The sequence below is a fragment of the Streptomyces sp. MNU76 genome, assembly GCF_020982545.1.
GTDB lineage: Bacteria > Actinomycetota > Actinomycetes > Streptomycetales > Streptomycetaceae > Streptomyces.
Map to the genome: position 1 here is coordinate 176112 of NZ_JAJKLK010000001.1, position 15495 is coordinate 191606.

Below are 15495 nucleotides of genomic sequence, written 5' to 3' on the forward strand. Positions count from 1 at the left end.
GCCCGCACCCATGTCCTCATCGCCCCGAAGCCGCCGGGATCACCGGGATCACCGGGATCACCGGGAGTGATCACCACCGCCGTTCCGGCGCGCCTGGACCGGCTGCCCTGGTCGCGCCGGCACTGGACGATCGTGATCGGCCTCGGCACCGTGTGGGTCCTCGGGCTCCGCCCAGCGTCAGGTGGGGTTGTGTGTGGGGTGGGGTTGTTCGTTGGCTGCGGCTGCGTGGGGGCCGGGCGCGCAGTTCCCCGCGCCCGTTTGGGGCGCGGCTCCGGTCGGCGTCTTCTGGGTCCGGGAAGTAGGGCGGTCTGAGTATCCGTACTCTGTCCGGTTGGCTCCCGGGGCGGAAACCTCGTACGCATGACCGAGAAGCTGCTCCGCCCCCTGCGCACGTGCCCCTGGCCGGAACGCTGGCTGACCCGCCTGCTCGGCGCCGCGCTCGCCGCGGCCGCGTACCGCCTGTGCCTGCCGTGGGATCTTCGCGACCGCCCCGAGTTGGAGGGCTCCCTCACGGAGACGACGCCCGTGACCGTCACGGGCGTCGTCGTCCTCGCCCTCGTCCTGCTGCTCCTCGCGGCCTACTTCGGCCACCGGGACGCCCTGGCCTGGCCCCTGCTCCTGGTCGCCGTGCCGCCGTCCGCCCTGATGTACGTGTCCTTCCACGCGCCCCCGGAGCCTCCGGACGCGGACGTATGGCCGCTGTCGTGGGCCTTCTTCACGCTGGTGCTCGGCGCGTGGGTGCTGGTCGCGTCCTCGGTGGCGCGCCGGTTCCGGACGGATCCGGTGGACGAGCGGTGGCTGATCCACAGCCGGCCCCAGGACGGTTCGGTCACCGCCCGGTTCGCCGAGCAGCCGCCGCCGGGCCGCCGTGCGGGCGCCCGTCAGCCGTAGAACCGTCAGCCGTAGAAGTACTGCCGGGCCTTCTGCTCGAAGAACGACGAGTAGGCGAGGCCGATGGCCGGGGTGCCGCGGTACGAGCCCACGTACTGCTGGGTGCTGTCGACCACCACGGGGCGGGCCATGCACGCCCACTTGTTGCGCTGCTGGGCCTCCGCCCAGCGGACGGCCGCCGGGTCCACCCGGTCGCTGACCAGCACCGGGAACGCGCCGATGCCGTTCTGGATCCCGGCCGGCAGACCGCCCTTGGTCTTCTTCGCGTACGTCAGCACCTGGTCGGTGAAGGTCTCGATGGTCGGGATGGTTATCTCCTGGACCGCCGCCGCGACCGTGAACAGGTGCAGCTTCGTCCCCATCCAGCTCCACCGGAAGTCGGCCCGGCGCCCGACGAGCACGGGCACCCCGGCCCACTCCTCCCACCAGGTACGACATCCGTCGGCGGCGAGACGGGCGGCCACGGAGGCGAGGTAGGTCTGGGAGGGCGTCTGCTGAGGATGCATGGCCGGATCATGCACCCGCCGGTGGGCGCGTGTGAAGCCGGGGCGGCTTCACACGGACGTCAGGCTCCGGTGGTCGAACCGGGTCGCACGATCATGAGGACCGTGACGGTCGCCCACAGGAGGTTGAACACGCCGGTGAACATGGCGAGTCGGGCGGTGGCCGCGGGTCCGGCGTCGGTGCCGGTGCCGGTTCCGGCCGCGGCTCCGGTGCCGACGGCGGTGCCGCCGAGTCCCTCCAGGATCTCCTCCTGCCGGGGCAGCACCAGTGCCAGCAGGACCATCGCCGCGAGGGCGGTCAGCAGCATCGACACGATCAGCCAGGCGTCCTTCAGCACCCCCATGCTCAGCGCCGTGGCGAACCCGAGCACGGGCACCGCGATGCCCACGCCGCCGTACACCCGGCAGATCCGGTGCAGCAGCCGTACGGCCGACACCGCCCGCTCGCTGTCGGGTTCGGCCAGCGCCTTGCGGGCGCTCGGCGGGAACATGCTGGCCGCGACGGTGACGGGCCCGACGGCGATGATCGCGGCGAGCACGTGGAGGGAGAGAAGGAACTTGGTCACAGGGGGACGGTAGGGCGGGGAAGGATCACAGAGGAGTGGCTTGATTGCCATGCCCCAACGGATTTTCGCCAGCGCCGCCACGACAGGGTGGGAGAAGCCCGCCTCCCGTTGGCCGGATCCCGGTGCGGGCCTACGCTCCCGCCATGCACACCGTGGCCGTACTGGCGCTCGACGACGTGATCCCCTTCGACATGTCGGCTCCCGTCGACACCTTCGGCTGGGCGCGGCTGCCGGACGGGCGGGAGGCGTACCGGGTGCGGGTCTGCTCGGCGGCGGGGACGGGGTGGTGCGGGCGGGGCCGTTCAGCGTCCGCGCGCCGTACGGGCTGGAGGCGCTGGCCGAGGCGGACACCATCATCCTGCCGGGGACGGCCGACCCGACCCGGCCCCTGCCGCCGGGGGTCACGGAGGCGCTGCACGCCGCGGCGGCGAGCGGGACGCGGATCGCGTCGATCTGTGTGGGCGCGTTCCTCTTCGCGGCGACGGGGCTGCTGGACGGGCTGCGCGCCACCACGCACTGGATCGCGGCCTCCGATCTGGCGGCCCGTCACCCGAAGGTCACCGTCGACCCGAACGTCCTCTACGTCGACAACGGCCAGTTCCTGACCTCGGCGGGCGCCGCCGCGGCCATGGACATGTGCCTGCACATGATCCGCAAGGACCACGGCTCGGCGGTCGCCGCGTTCACCGCGCGGATGTGTGTGATGCCCCTCGAACGGGAGGGCGGACAGGCGCAGTTCATCGTGCAGGACCTGCCCCCGGCACCCGCCGGCACCACCATGGAGCCCCTGCTGCGCTGGCTGGAGCAGAACGTGGAGCGGGATCTGACCCTGGACGACATCGCTCTCCACGCCGGCACCAGCACCCGTACGCTGAACCGCCGCTTCCGCGAACAGACGGGCACGACGCCCTTGCAGTGGCTGCACCGGGCGAGGGTCCGTCGGGCCCAGTACCTGCTGGAGTCCACCGACCACACCGTCGACCGCATCGCGACCCAGGCGGGCTTCGGCTCCCCCACGGCCTTCCGCGACCGCTTCAAGAGGGTGGTGGGAGCGAGCCCGTACGCGTACCGGAGGGCGTTCCGGGGAGAGGGGCGTGGGGCGCGGAGGCGTTAGAGGGCGGAGTCCTTCACGGCCGCTTCGCCTCGGGCCGTGCCCCTCCACGGCCGTGCCCCGTAAGGGGCGCGGGGAACTGTGCGAGCAACCACGGACAACCCGCAGCCCCCGACCGGCGGCCCCTACCGGCGGCGGCTACCCAGGGCCCGGCAACCCCTTCTGCCACTGCTGGGCCGCCGCCGCACACGCCACCGCGAGGACCGCCCCGCCCGAGGCTACTGCGCCGCCACCCGCCGGGCGCCCCGAGGCCCCCGTACGGCCACGGCCAGCAGGGACGCGGCCAGACAGACCGCGCTGAGGACGGTCCAGACGACGTCGTACGCGCCGAAGAGATCACGGGCGGTGGCGCCGAGGAACGCGGAGGCGCCCGCGCCGAGTTGGTGGGCGGAGTTGACCCAGCCGAAGACGATCGGGCCGTCCTCGCCGTACACGCGGTCACTGAGGGCGATGACCGGCGGGACGGTGGCGACGTCGACGAGGCCGTAGACGACGACGAAGGCGACCATCGTGGGGGTGACGGTGGACGAGAACACCATCGGCAGCGCCAGCAGGGTCAGTGCGCGGACCGCGAAGTACGCGGACAGCAGGCGGCTCGGGTCGAAGCGGTCGGTGAGCCAGCCGGAGAAGACCGCGCCCAGCGCGGAGAACACGCCGATCAGGGAGAGCAGCGAGGCGGCGGCCGTGGCGCGCATGCCGTGGTCGTGGGCGGCCGGGGCCCAGTTGCTCCACATGATCCCGTTGGTGGAGGCGCCGCAGATGACGAACATCCCGGCCAGGACCCAGAACGGCCCGGTCCGCGCGGCGTCGAACAGCACCTTCAGGGCACGCTGCGCCGCCCCCGACGCAGGCGGCGGCTTCGGTACGAACTCCGTCGCCCCGTACGGCTTCGCGCGCACGTCCGCCGGGTGGTCGCGCAGCAGCAGGAGGACGAGGGCGGCCACCGCGAGGGCGACGAACGCGAGCGTCACCACCGGCGGGCGCCAGCCGTGCCGGTCGACGCCCCAGGCGAGCAGCGGCAGGAAGAGGAGCTGGCCCAGGTGGCTGGAGGAACTGAGCACTCCGGTGACCAGTCCGCGCCGCCGCTCGAACCAGCTGCTCGTGATGCTCGCCGCGAACGTCATGGTGAGACATCCACTGCCGAGGCCGATCAACACGCCCCAGTACGCGGTCAGTTGCCAGGGCTGGGCCATCACGCTGGTGAGCAGCGCGCCCGCCGTGACGAGCAGCAGGGCGCCGACGACCACGCGCCGGATGCCGACCCGGTCCATCAGCGCGGCGGCGAAGGGGGCCGTGAGACCGAAGAGCACCATGTTCACCGAGGCGGCGAGGGCGATCTGGCCCCGGTCCCAGCCGTAGTTCTCGTGCAGCGGCGTCACCAGCAGCCCGGGAACGGTGGTGAAGGCCCCGGCGGTGACGATGGCCGCCCCGGCGGCGAGGGCCACGGCCCAGGCGCGGTGGAGGCGGGGGGTGCTGCCGTCATGGTCGCGGGGGGTGTTGCCGTCGTCATGGTCGCGGGGCGTGGTGCCGTTGTCGTCCTGGCGGTTCCGGGGGGTCGTCAGCTCAGCCATACGTCCAGCCTGTCGGCCGTGCCCCGCCCCTACGAGTGGCCAGATGGACCAGGTGCGCAAGAATGTGGCCATGCCTGTCTTCGCCCGTCCCGGACGCCACCGCGTCGCCGTGCTCGCCCGTCAGATGCTCCTGCCCATCGAACTGGGAATCGTGCACCAGCTGTTCGGGCAGGCGAGAGAGGGGGCCACGGCGGAGGGGGAGCCGCTGTACGAGGTCGTCACCTGCGGGCTGCGAGCCGGTGTCACCCGTACGGACGGCGACTTCACGGTCAACGTCCCGTACGGCCCGGAGGCGTTGGCCGAGGCGGACACCGTCATCGTCCTGTCCTCCCACGACGACTACGTCCAGGACACCCCCGACCTCACCGCCCCGCTCGCGGACGCCCTCGCCCGGATCCGCCCCGGCACCCGGATCGCCTCCATCTGCACCGGCGCCTTCGTGCTCGCCTCCGCCGGGCTGCTCGACGGCCACACGGCCACCACGCACTGGCGGTACACCGACCTGTTCGCCCGCCTGTTCCCCCGGGTCGAGCTGGACCCGGACGTCCTCTACACCGACGGCGGTGACGTCCTGACCTCCGCCGGCTGCGCCTCCGGCATCGACCTGTGCCTGCACATGATCCGCCGCGACCACGGCACGGCCGTCGCGGGCGACGTGGCCCGCCGTACGGTCGTGCCGCCGCACCGCGAGGGCGGCCAGGTCCAGTACGTACGCCGCCCCGTTCCCGCCCTCGCGGCGCCCGCCACCTCCGCCGCCCGCGAATGGGCGCTGCGCCACCTCCACGAGCCGGTCACCCTGGGGCAGTTGGCGGCGCGGGAGGCGATGAGCGTGCGCAACTTCAACCGCCGGTTCCGGGACGAGGTGGGCACGACCCCCATGAACTGGCTGACCCAGCAACGCGTCGAGCGGGCACGGGAGCTGCTGGAGGAGTCCGACCTGCCGGTCGACCAGATCGCGGCCCGCACGGGCCTCGGCACGGCTGCCAACCTGCGCCGGCACTTCCAGGAGGCGCTGGGCACGTCCCCGAGCGCGTACCGGACTACGTTCCGGGCGACGTGACGCCGAGGGGGCGGCCCCTTCGAGGAGGGGCCGCCCCATGGTCGTACGGTCATGCCGGCGTCGTACGGTCGCGCCGTCGGTCACATGCCTCGCGGGAACTCCCGGTTGCCCAGGTGCTGCGGCCGGGGCACGGGGGCCGCGTACGGCTCCTCCAGGAGGTTCTCCACGCTGTTGTAGACGATGAAGATGTTGGACCGCGCGAACGGGGTGATGTTGCCGTTCGAGCCGTGCATCAGGTTGGAGTCGAACATCACCGCGGATCCGGCGGGCCCGGCGATCTGTCGGATCCCGTGCTCCTGGGCCATCCGCGTCAGATGCTCCGGTCCGGGGGAGCCCACGGTGATCTTGTGCACCCGCAGCGACTCCTTGTGGAAGTCGAGGGGCGTCTCGCCGACCGAGGGGACGAACGTGCGGTGCGTCCCCGGCATCACCATGAGCGGCCCGTTGAACTCGTAGTTCTCGCTCAGCGCGATGGACACGCTGAACGCGCGCGGCCTCGGCATACCGTCCTCGGCGTGCCAGGTCTCGAAGTCCGAGTGCCAGTCGAACTGGGCGCCGCCGAAGCCCGGCTTGTAGTTGACGCGGCTCTGGTGGACGTACACCTCCGAGCCCAGCACCTGCCGGGCCACGTCCGTCAGCCGGGGCGAGGCGAGCAGATCGGCGAAGACCTCGCTGACCTTCTCCACCTCGAACACGGAACGGAGGCGGTCGGAGTCCGGCTCCAGCACCACGCGGTCGCCCGCCAGGATCGCCGGGTCCTCGCTCAGCCGCCGGAGTTCCGCACGGTAGAGCTGGACCTCCTGCTCGCTCAGCAGGTTGTCGAAGACGTGGAAGCCGTCGGCCTCGTAGCGCTCCAGTTCGTGCCGGGTCAGCGGCCCCTCCCGGGTGCCCCACACGGTCGGGTCGACCCGCGGCTGGGTGACGGCCTTGCCGGTGACACGGGTCGGGTAGCGGTCGGTGCGGGTGGGGGCGGTGGGGGCGGTGGTCATGCCTGCTCCTCCGAGGGGTGCGAGGGGTGGGGGTGGTGGCGGTGGTGTCGGTGGTGAGGGGGTGAGGGGGCCGATGCGGTGCAGGACCTCGTCGTGGTGGCCCTCGCCGAGCCACGCGGCCGGGAACAGCACACGTTCGGTGACCTCGGCCGACCGCTTGCGCGCGTACTGCTTGAGGACCATGTGGATGGCCTTGTTGTCGGCGGACACGGTGGCCTCGACATGGCGGGCACCGCGCTCGCGCTGTCGCTCGGCCGCCGCCTCGAAGAGCCGTACACCGAGGAACGGGATGCCGTGCCGGGGGCTGACGGCCGTCTGCCAGACGAAGTACGTCTCGGGCTCGTCGGGGCGCCGGTAGCCGGTGAGGAAGCCGACGATCTCACCGTTCACGGTGGCGAGCAGCGAGCAGTCGGCGTAGTCCCGGAACCACAGGACGTAGGAGTAGGGGCTGTTGGTGTCCAGGCCGGGAGTGTTCTTCACCAACTCCCAGACGGCGAAGCCGTCTTCGGGACGGGGCTCGCGGAAGACTGCCCGGCGGGTCGGTTCGGGGGTGGCGGCGGCCGGGGCGGCCTTCTCGGCGGGAGCCCGGTCGGTGTTCTCCGCGTCGGTCCGGGTGGCGGTGGGGCTGGTCACGGCCGGCCCACCCCCTCGGCGGTCAGGCCGGGCGCCTCGGTCGGCAGAGGGTACGCGCCGGTCGCGTCGTGGTCCTCGGCGCCGGTCACCGGCGGGTTGAAGACGCAGACGTATCGGGAGTCCGTCCTCGGCCGGAGCGTGTGCCGCTCATGGCCGTCGAGGAGGTACATCGTGCCCGGAGTGATCCAGTGCTTCTCGCCGGTCTCCTCGTTGGTGAGCTCCGACTCGCCCGCCACGCACAGCACGGCCTCGATGTGGTGGGCGTACCACATGGTCGTCTCGGTGCCGGCGTAGACGGTGGTCTCGTGCAGGGAGAAGCCGACCCGCTCCTTGGCGAGCACGATGCGCTTGCTCTCCCAGGTGCCCGACTTCGCCTTCACATGACGGTCGGTGTTCTCGATGTCCTTGAACGATCGGACGATCACGGTAAGTTCAGCCCTTTCGGTGGCCAGGCGGGTTGGTGGTCAGGCGGTTGGTGGTCGGTGTGGACGGTCCGTCGCCGTGGTCAGGCGGTCTCGCGGACGGCTCGGGACAGGACGCGCAGGCCCTCGTCCAGGTCGTCGGGGGTGACGGTCAGGGGCGGCAGCAGCTTCACGACCTCGTCCTCGGGGCCCGAGGTCTCCAGGAGCAGACCCAGCTCGAAGGCGCGACGGCAGACGGCCGAGGCCCGGCCCCGGTCGGTGAACTCGACGCCCCAGACCAGACCGCGCCCCCGGTGGACGGCGTCCGGGTGTTCGTCGACGAGGGCGAGCAACGCCCGCTCGACCTGTTCGCCCCGGGCGAGGGTCTGCTTCTCGGTCTGGTCGTCGGCCCAGTACGCGGCGAGCGCGGCGGACGCGGTGACGAACGCGGGGTTGTTGCCCCGGAAGGTGCCGTTGTGCTCGCCGGGCTCCCAGACGTCCAGCTCCGGCCTGCACAGCGTCAGCGACATCGGCAGGCCGTACCCGCTGATGGACTTGGAGAGGGTGACGATGTCCGGCGTGATGCCCGCCTCCTCGAACGAGAAGAAGGCACCGGTCCGTCCGCAGCCCATCTGGATGTCGTCGACGACGAGCAGCATGTCGTGCCGTTCGCACAGCGCGGCCAGCGCGCGCAACCACTCGGGACGGGCGACGTTGACCCCGCCCTCGCCCTGCACGGTCTCGACGATCACGGCGGCCGGCGTGTCCAGCCCCGAGCCCCGGTCCTCCAACAGCCGCTCGAACCAGCGGAGTTCGGAGAGGCCGTCGAGTCGGTCGGTGAGGTGGTCGGTGACACGGGTCCGGCGCTCGCCGAGGTAACCGTCGTACGGCAGCCGGACGGCGTGCGCCAGGGGCACTCCCGCTCCCGCCCGCTTGAAGGCGTTACCGGTGACGGCGAGCGCGCCGAGCGACATGCCGTGGAAGGCGTTGGTGAAGGAGACGACGGACTCACGGCCCTTCACCTTCCGCGCCAGCTTCAGCGCGGCCTCCACCGCGTTGGCGCCGGTCGGCCCCGGGAACATGACCTTGTACGGCAGGTCGCGCGGCCGGAGTACGAGGTGCTGGAACGTCTCCAGGAACGTCCGCTTGGCGGTGGTCGCCATGTCGAGGCCCTGGGTGACCCCGTCCCGCTCCAGGTGGTCGAGCAACGCCCGCTTCAGTACGGGGTTGTTGTGCCCGTAGTTGAGGGAGCCGGCGCCCGCGAAGAAGTCCAGGTACGGGTGGCCGTCCTCGTCGTACAGCCGGCTGCCCCGGGCCCGGTCGAAGACGGTGGGCCAGCCCCGGCAGTAGCTCCGGACCTCCGACTCCAGGGTCTCGAAGACGCTCAGGTCGGGCGGGGCGATGGTCATACGGCGGCCTGCTCGGGGATGCCCGACGTGACGCCTGAGGCGAGGACGAAGTCGGTGAAGGTGTCCACGGAGACGAAGTCGTCCGCGTCCAGCTCCTCCGGGTCGACGACCAGCCCTAGGGAGTCCTCCAGGGCCATCAGCATCTCCAGCATCGTCGTGGAGTCGAGGTGCAGGTCGTCGAAGAGCCGGATGTCGCCGTGGAGACCGGTGACGGGGCGTTCGAGGACGTGGGTGAGGGCGTTTTCCAGCGCGGTGACGACGTTCTGACGATCCATTGCGAGTCCTTCGGGGTGGGGATGGCGGGGATGGTGGGGTTAGTGGGGTTGGTCGGTTGCTGGGGTCGAGGGCGTGGGCGGGGTAGAGGGCGCTCAGGGAACCGGGGCCGTGGGCGTGGCGGGGCCGGAGCCGGCTGCCGGGGTGGTGAGCGGGTCGGGCGAGGCGACCAGGGTGGCCAGGGCCTTCCGGTCGACCTTTCCGTTGCCGTTCACGGGGATCGCGTCGAGGCGTACGCAGCGACGGGGAATCTTGAAGGGTTCGATCAGGTCGCGCATGCGCTCGCGCACGGCTTCGGCCGGCAGGTCCGCGACCACGGCGAGCACGGCGGACCGCTGCCCGTCGGGAGGCAGGACGGCGGCCGACACGACGCCCTCGACACGGGACGCAGCGGCCTCGACCTCGGTGGCGCTGAGCCGGAAGCCACGCTCCTTGTAGAGGTCGTCGCGCCGCCCGGAGAAGTACAGGTAGCCGTCATCGTCCTGCCTGCCGTAGTCGCCGGTGCGCAGTTCGGGGAAGAGCCCCTCCGCGCGCGGGAAGCGCTCGGCGGTCAGGTCGGGGCGCCGCCAGTAGCCGGCCATCACATGCGGTCCGCGCACCACGAACTGCCCGATCTCCCCGGGCGGCAGTCGCTCGCCGTCGTCCCCGACGACGAACACCTCGGTGCCGGGCAGCGGCAGACCGCAGGAGCCGGGCCGGGCGAGGTCGCCGTCGGGTGGCATGATCGCGGTGCGCTTGCACTCCGTGAGGCCGTACATCACCTGGATCCGCAGCCCCGGCAGGGCGCCGCGCAGTGCGGCCATGGTGGTGTCCGACAGTGCCGCGCCGGTGTTGGTGAGCAGCCGTAGCCTCGGCAGCCGACCGCCCGCCGCCCCGCCGGAGCCACGCCGCACCAGCCACGCCAGCCGGTCGGCCACGGACGGCACCCCCGGCAGCACGGTGGCCCCGCTCTCCTCCAGACTCCGCAGCAGCGGCGGGCCCGACTCCGCGACGGTGCCGAGGCGCAGCCGGGCGCCGCTCAGCGCGCAGAGGTAGAGCTGGTAGAGGCCGTAGTCGAAGGAGAGGGGCAGCGGGCAGTACACGACGTCTTCGGCCCGGTATCCGAGGCACGACTGGATCGCCGACACCGCGAACAACACCTGCTGGTGGGTGCTCACGACGGCCTTCGGCAGCGCGGTGGTGCCTGAGGTGTAGATGAGGCTCACGGGGTCGGTCGTGAGGGGCGCGGGGCCGTCGGCGGTGAGGGGAAGAGGGCCGTCGGTGGTGGACCGTAGGAGATCCTCGATCCGTACGGCCGTCACGCCGGCCCCGGCCGCGGTACGGAGGGCCTTCGGGTCGTCGGAGACGAGGACACGAGGCTCGCAGTCGCCGAGCACGTGCTCCAACGGGCCGCCGCGCACCTCCTCGTGCAGCACGCTGAACACCGCCCCGATGCGGGACGCCGCGTACACCAGCATCGCCACGCCGAGCCCGTCCGCCGCCTTCACGACCAGGCGGTCACCCCGGCGCACACCCTCCCGCCGAAGCCGTCCGGCCAACCGCGTACTGGCCTCGGCCAGTTCGCCGTAGGAGAGAACACCACCTCCGCTCGTGCTCAGGGCGGTGGCCCGGGGGTCCCGCTCGGCGGCCAGGTCGAGGAGCTGGTGGAGGTGGTGGGGGAGGGGTGGTGGATGTGCGTCGGCGGGGCCGGGATCTGCTGGGACTCTGCGGTCATCACTGCTCCCTCGTCGTGGTGGCCGCGGTGGCTGTGGTGGTGGAGCCGGCGGCGGAGGTGTCGGCCGTGGCCGCGGTGGCGGGGCCGGTCTCTGTGCCGGGGGCGCTCGCGGCCACGACCACGCCCCTCTCACGCCTCCTCGCGGCCCTTCTCATCGGCACCACCGTCGTGGCCGTGGCCGCGCAGACGAGCTGGGGTTCGTCGAGAACCTCGGCCGAGCTGTCACCGGCACCGCCACCGGGACCGGCACCGGCGCCGGGTTTCGCGGCGATCACCTTGTGGGCCCGTAGCTCGACGATCCGACGCAACCGGGTGCTGCGCACGAGACGGCCGCTCGCCTCGATGTAGTCGCCGGGGTGCACGGGCGCGGTGAAGCGGACGTCGGAGTACTCGGAGAGCAGCCCCTCGTCGCTGTCCGTCCGTACGGTGATCTCGGTGACCAGATCCCCGAAGAGCCGCAGGATCCGGGCACCGTCGACCAGCCCGCCGCCGTAGTGGGCCTCCTCCTGTCCGATCCGTACGCGCAGGAAGGCCGTGGTGTGCTGCTCCGAGTGCCGCTCCGTGCTGTGGTGGTGGTCCTCGTCGCTGTCCGCCGCGGACGACATGATGGCGAACTCCTTTCTGTCGATGGCACTTTCGGTGAGGCTGTCGTCGCATCCGCAGGCCGCGCCGGGCAGGGCGATGGCGACCGCCGCGACGATGTTCTGCTTGTGCGTGATGGACAGGGAGATCTCCGGCGGCCTCCGTGCCGCCCGCCCCCGGAACCGGACGACGGGCGCCCCGTCGGTGTCCCGGTCCACGCAGATCTCGTACGGCGCGACGCCCTGGAGCATCCCGGTGCCCAGCACCTTGAGCACCGCCTCCTTGGCGGCGAACCGCCCGGCCAGGAACTCCAGCCGCCGCTCGGCCCCCATCGCGTCGGCGAGCGCGGTCTCCTCGGGGGCGTAGGCGAACCGCAGGAACCACGGTCGGCCGAGCAAGGCGCGGAGTTCCTCACGGTCGAGGACGTCGACGCCGATCCGCAGGCTCAAGGCATCCCGTCGAAGTCGACGAGCCGCTGCTTGGCGAGCAGGTCCTCGGTGGTGTCCCGCTCCCGCACCAGATGCGCGCGGCCACGGTGGACGAGCACCTCGGCCGGATAGCCGTGGCTCAGGAAGAGCCCCGGCGACGCGGTCGGCCCGTACGCCCCCGAACGCTGGACCCCCAACAGGTCCCCCGGCCGCACCTCGGGCAGCTCCACCTTCTTGGCGACCACGTCGTTCGGCGTACAGAGGGGGCCGGTGAGGGTGTAGCGCCGCAGAGGCGCCTCGGACGCCGAACCCGATACCTGTTCCTGCGCCTGTCCCTGTGCCTGTCCCGGTCCCAGATGGACGACGGGAAAGTTCCGTTTGACGAAGCTCCCGACCCCGACGGCCGCCATGTGGTGATTCGTCCCGCCGTCCGCGACGACGAACGTCTCACCCCTGGACTCCTTCACGTACCGGGCGCGTACGACATACGTACCGGCCGTCGCCGTGAGGAAGCGGCCCAGCTCGATGATCAGCCGGCACCCGGGATTGCGCGTGGCGAACGGCGCGATCGCGGCACGCATGCCCGCGCCCAGGGCGGTCAGGTCGAGGTCGTCCTCGTTGTCGAAGTAGGCGACCCCCAGACCACCGCCGAAGTCCACGGTCTCCAGCGGGAATCCGAGCCGCCCCGCCAGATCCTCGGCGGCGGCCAGCACCTCGCGGGTGTTGCGGACCACGTCCTCGTGGTGCAGGAACCGCGTCCCCATGTACGCGTGGACGCCCCGTACCCGGATGTTGCGCAACTCCGCCAACTCGCTCTTGGCGTCCCGCAGTTCCTCCTCGTCGATACCGAACTGCCGGGGTTTGCCACCCATGGCGAGCCCGGACCCCTTGGTACTGAAGGCGGGATTCACCCGCAGCACCACGGGAACCCTGCGGTCGGCGACAGCTCGGGCTTCGGCGACAGCGTCGGCGTCGGCGTCGGGTTCTGCTTCGGCCTTGACGTCAGCCTCGGCGTCGACTTCGGCCGCGAGCCGATCCAACTGCCTCAGCTCCTCCAGCGATTCACACACCACCGCGTGGATCCCGGTCTCGACACAGGCCGTCAGCTCCCGCAGGTCCTTCCCCGGCCCGAGGAAGATGATGTCCTCCGGGGCAACGCCGGCCCGTAGCGCGGTGACGAGTTCGGCGTACGAGGAGACCTCGGCGCCCGCTCCCCGCGCGCCGAGGAAGGCGCACACGCTGATGTTCGGGTTGGCCTTGAGCGAGAAGAAGATGTCGACGGACTCGGGCAGGAGACCGCGCAGTTCGCGAAAGGTCCCCTCCAGTACGTCCGCGTCGTAGACGAACAACGGCGTACCGAATTCCTCGGCCAGCTCTCCGAACGATTTTCCCTGTACCTGGACGCGCTGTGCACTCACTGCACTCACGAAATTCCCTTCCTGGGTTTTCCGGCCCCCGCTGGTGCGGTTCACTGCCAGCCGGAGTCGTCGTCCTGTGTATGACGAACAGGTCCCTGGGATGTCGCGAACGCCATGACCGCCTCGCGTGCCATGAACTCCATGAATTCCATGAACTCCGTGCCCATTCCTGTGCGGCTGATGGGGTGCTTCCGACAAGCAAGAGTTTTGCGGCTCGGAGATGCCGTGGGAAGTCGAAAGCGATGGCCCAAACTGGCCGTGGCCTATTCAGTCCTGGGCCACCAGGGCCAGCCCTCGTCCGGCACGAAGAGGGGCGATTCGGCACACCGCACCTGCCAGCTCCGCAGGTCGGGCCGACACGCGACCGTCCGCCGCCAGAGCCGTACCGCCCTGCCCTCCGCTTCTTCGAGGCAGGCCGCGCGCAGGAAGAACCCCACCACCGGTCGCGTGGGGTCGTCCCGGTGCACGGTGACATGTTCGAGCCCCTCGGACTCACCGGCGCTCGCGGCGAGCGCCGGCCCGGTGTCCGCGGGCAGGGAACCACCGCCGGCCCCCCGACCGGACGGTTCCAGGGCAAGGTGAATGAGATACATCCCCCTAGCTTGGGGCGCTCGCCGCATATGCCCTGCCGACGGTCGCTGGACGGTTCGGGCCATGGCCGGGACCGGCCACACCTCACGCACTCGCGCGATCGCGCCCACCGGCCTGCTGTCGGCAGTCGTCAGGCACCCGTCCGAACAGACGTCAGGCACCCGTCGCGTCGCGTCGGCCTCAGCCCTGGATGAACCCCTGCTGGGCCGCCCGCACGCCCGCCTGGAAACGGCTGCGGGAGTCGAAGTGCTCCATCAGGGCGGTGGCGATGCGGCGGGCCGTGCGCGCCGAGACCCCGAGCCGCTTGGCGACCATCTCGTCCGTGTGCCCCAGCGCCAGCAGCCGCAGTGCCTCCAGATGTTGGGCGCTCAACCCGGCCGGCTCCCGCTGCTGCCCGTCCACCCCGAACGGTTCGGCCGTCCGCCACACGTTCTCGAACAGCGCCGACAGCGCGGTCACCGTGCCCTGCGCCCGATGGATCGTGACCCCTGCCCCCGTGTCGTCGCTGTTCGCGGCGATCAACGCGACCCGCCGGTCCCAGATGATCATGCGGTTGGGCAGCGAGGGCGCCGTCCGTACCTGCGCCCCGTGGGAGGTGAGCCACTCCGCGTGCGCCACGCTGGCCGAGTCGTTGCGGATGCTGTCGAGATAGACGGTCCGCATCCGCACACCCCGGTCCAGCAGCCGACGGTTCAACGGCCGCGAGTTGCGCATGTTCGCCTCGGTCTGGGCGCCGCCGGGCGCGAAGGTCAGGAACTCGTCCTCGACCTCGTTGTTCATCGCCGCCAGATGGTCCCGGATATTGTCGAGGCCCTCGACGTGTTCCGCGTCGCCCTTCACGGTCGCGGAATCGTCGAGCGCGAATTCCGAGAGAATGCGCGCGGCCGCCGCGCGGCCCTCCTCCACCCGCTGCTGCTGAACGGCGAGTTCGGCCTGCTGCCGGGCGATCAGCATTTCCATCCCCAGTTGGGGATTGAGGGCGTGCATACGCTGCGGATCCTCGGCAGACGGTCGTATGAGCGCCATTTCGCTGAGTCTGTCGAGAGCGGTACGTATCTCGTCCCGGGAGAGACCTAATGCGTCGCTCAGGCCTGTGACTCCGGCTTCGGGGTGGGCCAGCATCCCCCGGTAGACGGATTCGGTGCGGGCGTCAATCCCAAAGACATCGAGCATGCGTCTCATCCATCTCCAGTACGGGTCCCCTTCGCACGCCCACAGCCCGGACCCGTGGCGACGGCGACGCCGACCCGGCCCCCTCTCGTGATCATGCGTTGCTGGTCCGCTACCCCGGGTGGCGCCCAACACGCCCGCCTCCAGCCCGCCTTCAGCGGATGTGCACACCACGCACCCGTTTC

The 15495-nt window shown here is 71.3% G+C and carries 14 protein-coding genes and 3 pseudogenes; 4 read left to right on the top strand and 13 right to left on the bottom strand.

Features of this window, described 5'->3' with window-relative positions; genetic code table 11:
- Nucleotides 1–18: 18 nt before the first annotated feature.
- Nucleotides 19–198, top strand: a pseudogene (locus E4N62_RS49195) (MFS transporter); the annotation flags it as partial.
- 162 nt (nt 199–360) lie between these two features.
- The gene (locus E4N62_RS00715; RefSeq protein ID WP_230211462.1) at nt 361–891 is read left to right on the top strand and encodes a hypothetical protein; all 531 of its coding nucleotides are present in this window, start codon (nt 361–363) and stop codon (nt 889–891) included.
- A gap of 5 nt (nt 892–896) precedes the next feature.
- On the opposite strand, the gene E4N62_RS00720 is transcribed toward E4N62_RS00715, so the two are convergent.
- Together E4N62_RS00720 and E4N62_RS00725 are read right to left on the bottom strand one after the other, a co-directional pair.
- A complete protein-coding gene (locus E4N62_RS00720) occupies nt 897–1397 on the bottom strand; it encodes a levansucrase (protein ID WP_215455740.1) in 501 nt (166 codons plus the stop codon).
- A 59-nt stretch (nt 1398–1456) separates the two neighbouring features.
- A complete protein-coding gene (locus E4N62_RS00725) occupies nt 1457–1960 on the bottom strand; it encodes a protease (RefSeq protein WP_230211463.1) in 504 nt (167 codons plus the stop codon).
- Nucleotides 1961–2103: 143 nt separating this feature from the next.
- On the opposite strand from E4N62_RS00725, the pseudogene E4N62_RS00730 reads away from it, so the two are divergent.
- Nucleotides 2104–3074 (top strand): annotated as a pseudogene (locus E4N62_RS00730) (GlxA family transcriptional regulator).
- A gap of 215 nt (nt 3075–3289) precedes the next feature.
- Here the strand turns inward: E4N62_RS00730 and E4N62_RS00735 are convergent.
- On the bottom strand, nt 3290–4642 hold the full coding sequence (locus tag E4N62_RS00735) for an MFS transporter (RefSeq protein ID WP_230211464.1): 1353 nt from the start codon (nt 4640–4642) through the stop codon (nt 3290–3292).
- Between the two features lie 70 nt (nt 4643–4712).
- Between E4N62_RS00735 and E4N62_RS00740 the strand changes: the two genes are divergently transcribed.
- A complete protein-coding gene (locus E4N62_RS00740) occupies nt 4713–5702 on the top strand; it encodes a GlxA family transcriptional regulator (RefSeq protein ID WP_374116897.1) in 990 nt (329 codons plus the stop codon).
- 80 nt (nt 5703–5782) lie between these two features.
- Here the strand turns inward: E4N62_RS00740 and thpD are convergent, their stop codons facing one another.
- The 10 genes and pseudogenes from thpD to E4N62_RS00790 form a co-directional block, all read right to left on the bottom strand.
- The gene (gene thpD, locus E4N62_RS00745) at nt 5783–6691 is read right to left on the bottom strand and encodes an ectoine hydroxylase (RefSeq protein ID WP_230212345.1); all 909 of its coding nucleotides are present in this window, start codon (nt 6689–6691) and stop codon (nt 5783–5785) included.
- A 72-nt stretch (nt 6692–6763) separates the two neighbouring features.
- Nucleotides 6764–7324, bottom strand: a pseudogene (gene ectA / locus E4N62_RS47775) (diaminobutyrate acetyltransferase); the annotation flags it as partial.
- Nucleotides 7321–7749, bottom strand: coding sequence for an ectoine synthase (locus E4N62_RS00755; RefSeq protein WP_230211466.1), 429 nt, complete (start codon nt 7747–7749; stop codon nt 7321–7323). The pseudogene ectA and the gene E4N62_RS00755, both read right to left, overlap by 4 nt.
- An 80-nt stretch (nt 7750–7829) precedes the next feature.
- Nucleotides 7830–9134 carry a diaminobutyrate--2-oxoglutarate transaminase gene (gene ectB, locus E4N62_RS00760; RefSeq protein WP_230211467.1) on the bottom strand — a complete coding sequence of 435 codons (1305 nt, stop codon included), beginning with the start codon at nt 9132–9134 and terminating at the stop codon, nt 7830–7832.
- Complete coding sequence (locus E4N62_RS00765) at nt 9131–9409, bottom strand: phosphopantetheine-binding protein (RefSeq protein ID WP_230211468.1); 279 nt, start codon at nt 9407–9409, stop codon at nt 9131–9133. The genes ectB and E4N62_RS00765 overlap by 4 nt, the downstream gene beginning before the upstream one ends.
- Before the next feature lie 93 nt (nt 9410–9502).
- Nucleotides 9503–11038 carry a class I adenylate-forming enzyme family protein gene (locus E4N62_RS00770; RefSeq protein WP_230212347.1) on the bottom strand — a complete coding sequence of 512 codons (1536 nt, stop codon included), beginning with the start codon at nt 11036–11038 and terminating at the stop codon, nt 9503–9505.
- 82 nt (nt 11039–11120) lie between these two features.
- Entirely contained in the window at nt 11121–12152 is a 1032-nt protein-coding gene (locus tag E4N62_RS00775) for a holo-ACP synthase (protein WP_230211469.1), read from the bottom strand.
- Entirely contained in the window at nt 12149–13549 is a 1401-nt protein-coding gene (locus E4N62_RS00780; RefSeq protein ID WP_374116932.1) for a diaminopimelate decarboxylase, read from the bottom strand. The genes E4N62_RS00775 and E4N62_RS00780 overlap by 4 nt, the downstream gene beginning before the upstream one ends.
- 263 nt (nt 13550–13812) lie before the next feature.
- Nucleotides 13813–14142, bottom strand: coding sequence for a hypothetical protein (locus E4N62_RS00785; RefSeq protein ID WP_230211471.1), 330 nt, complete (start codon nt 14140–14142; stop codon nt 13813–13815).
- Nucleotides 14143–14320: 178 nt separating this feature from the next.
- On the bottom strand, nt 14321–15313 hold the full coding sequence (locus tag E4N62_RS00790) for a LuxR family transcriptional regulator (RefSeq protein ID WP_230211472.1): 993 nt from the start codon (nt 15311–15313) through the stop codon (nt 14321–14323).
- Nucleotides 15314–15495: the final 182 nt, after the last annotated feature.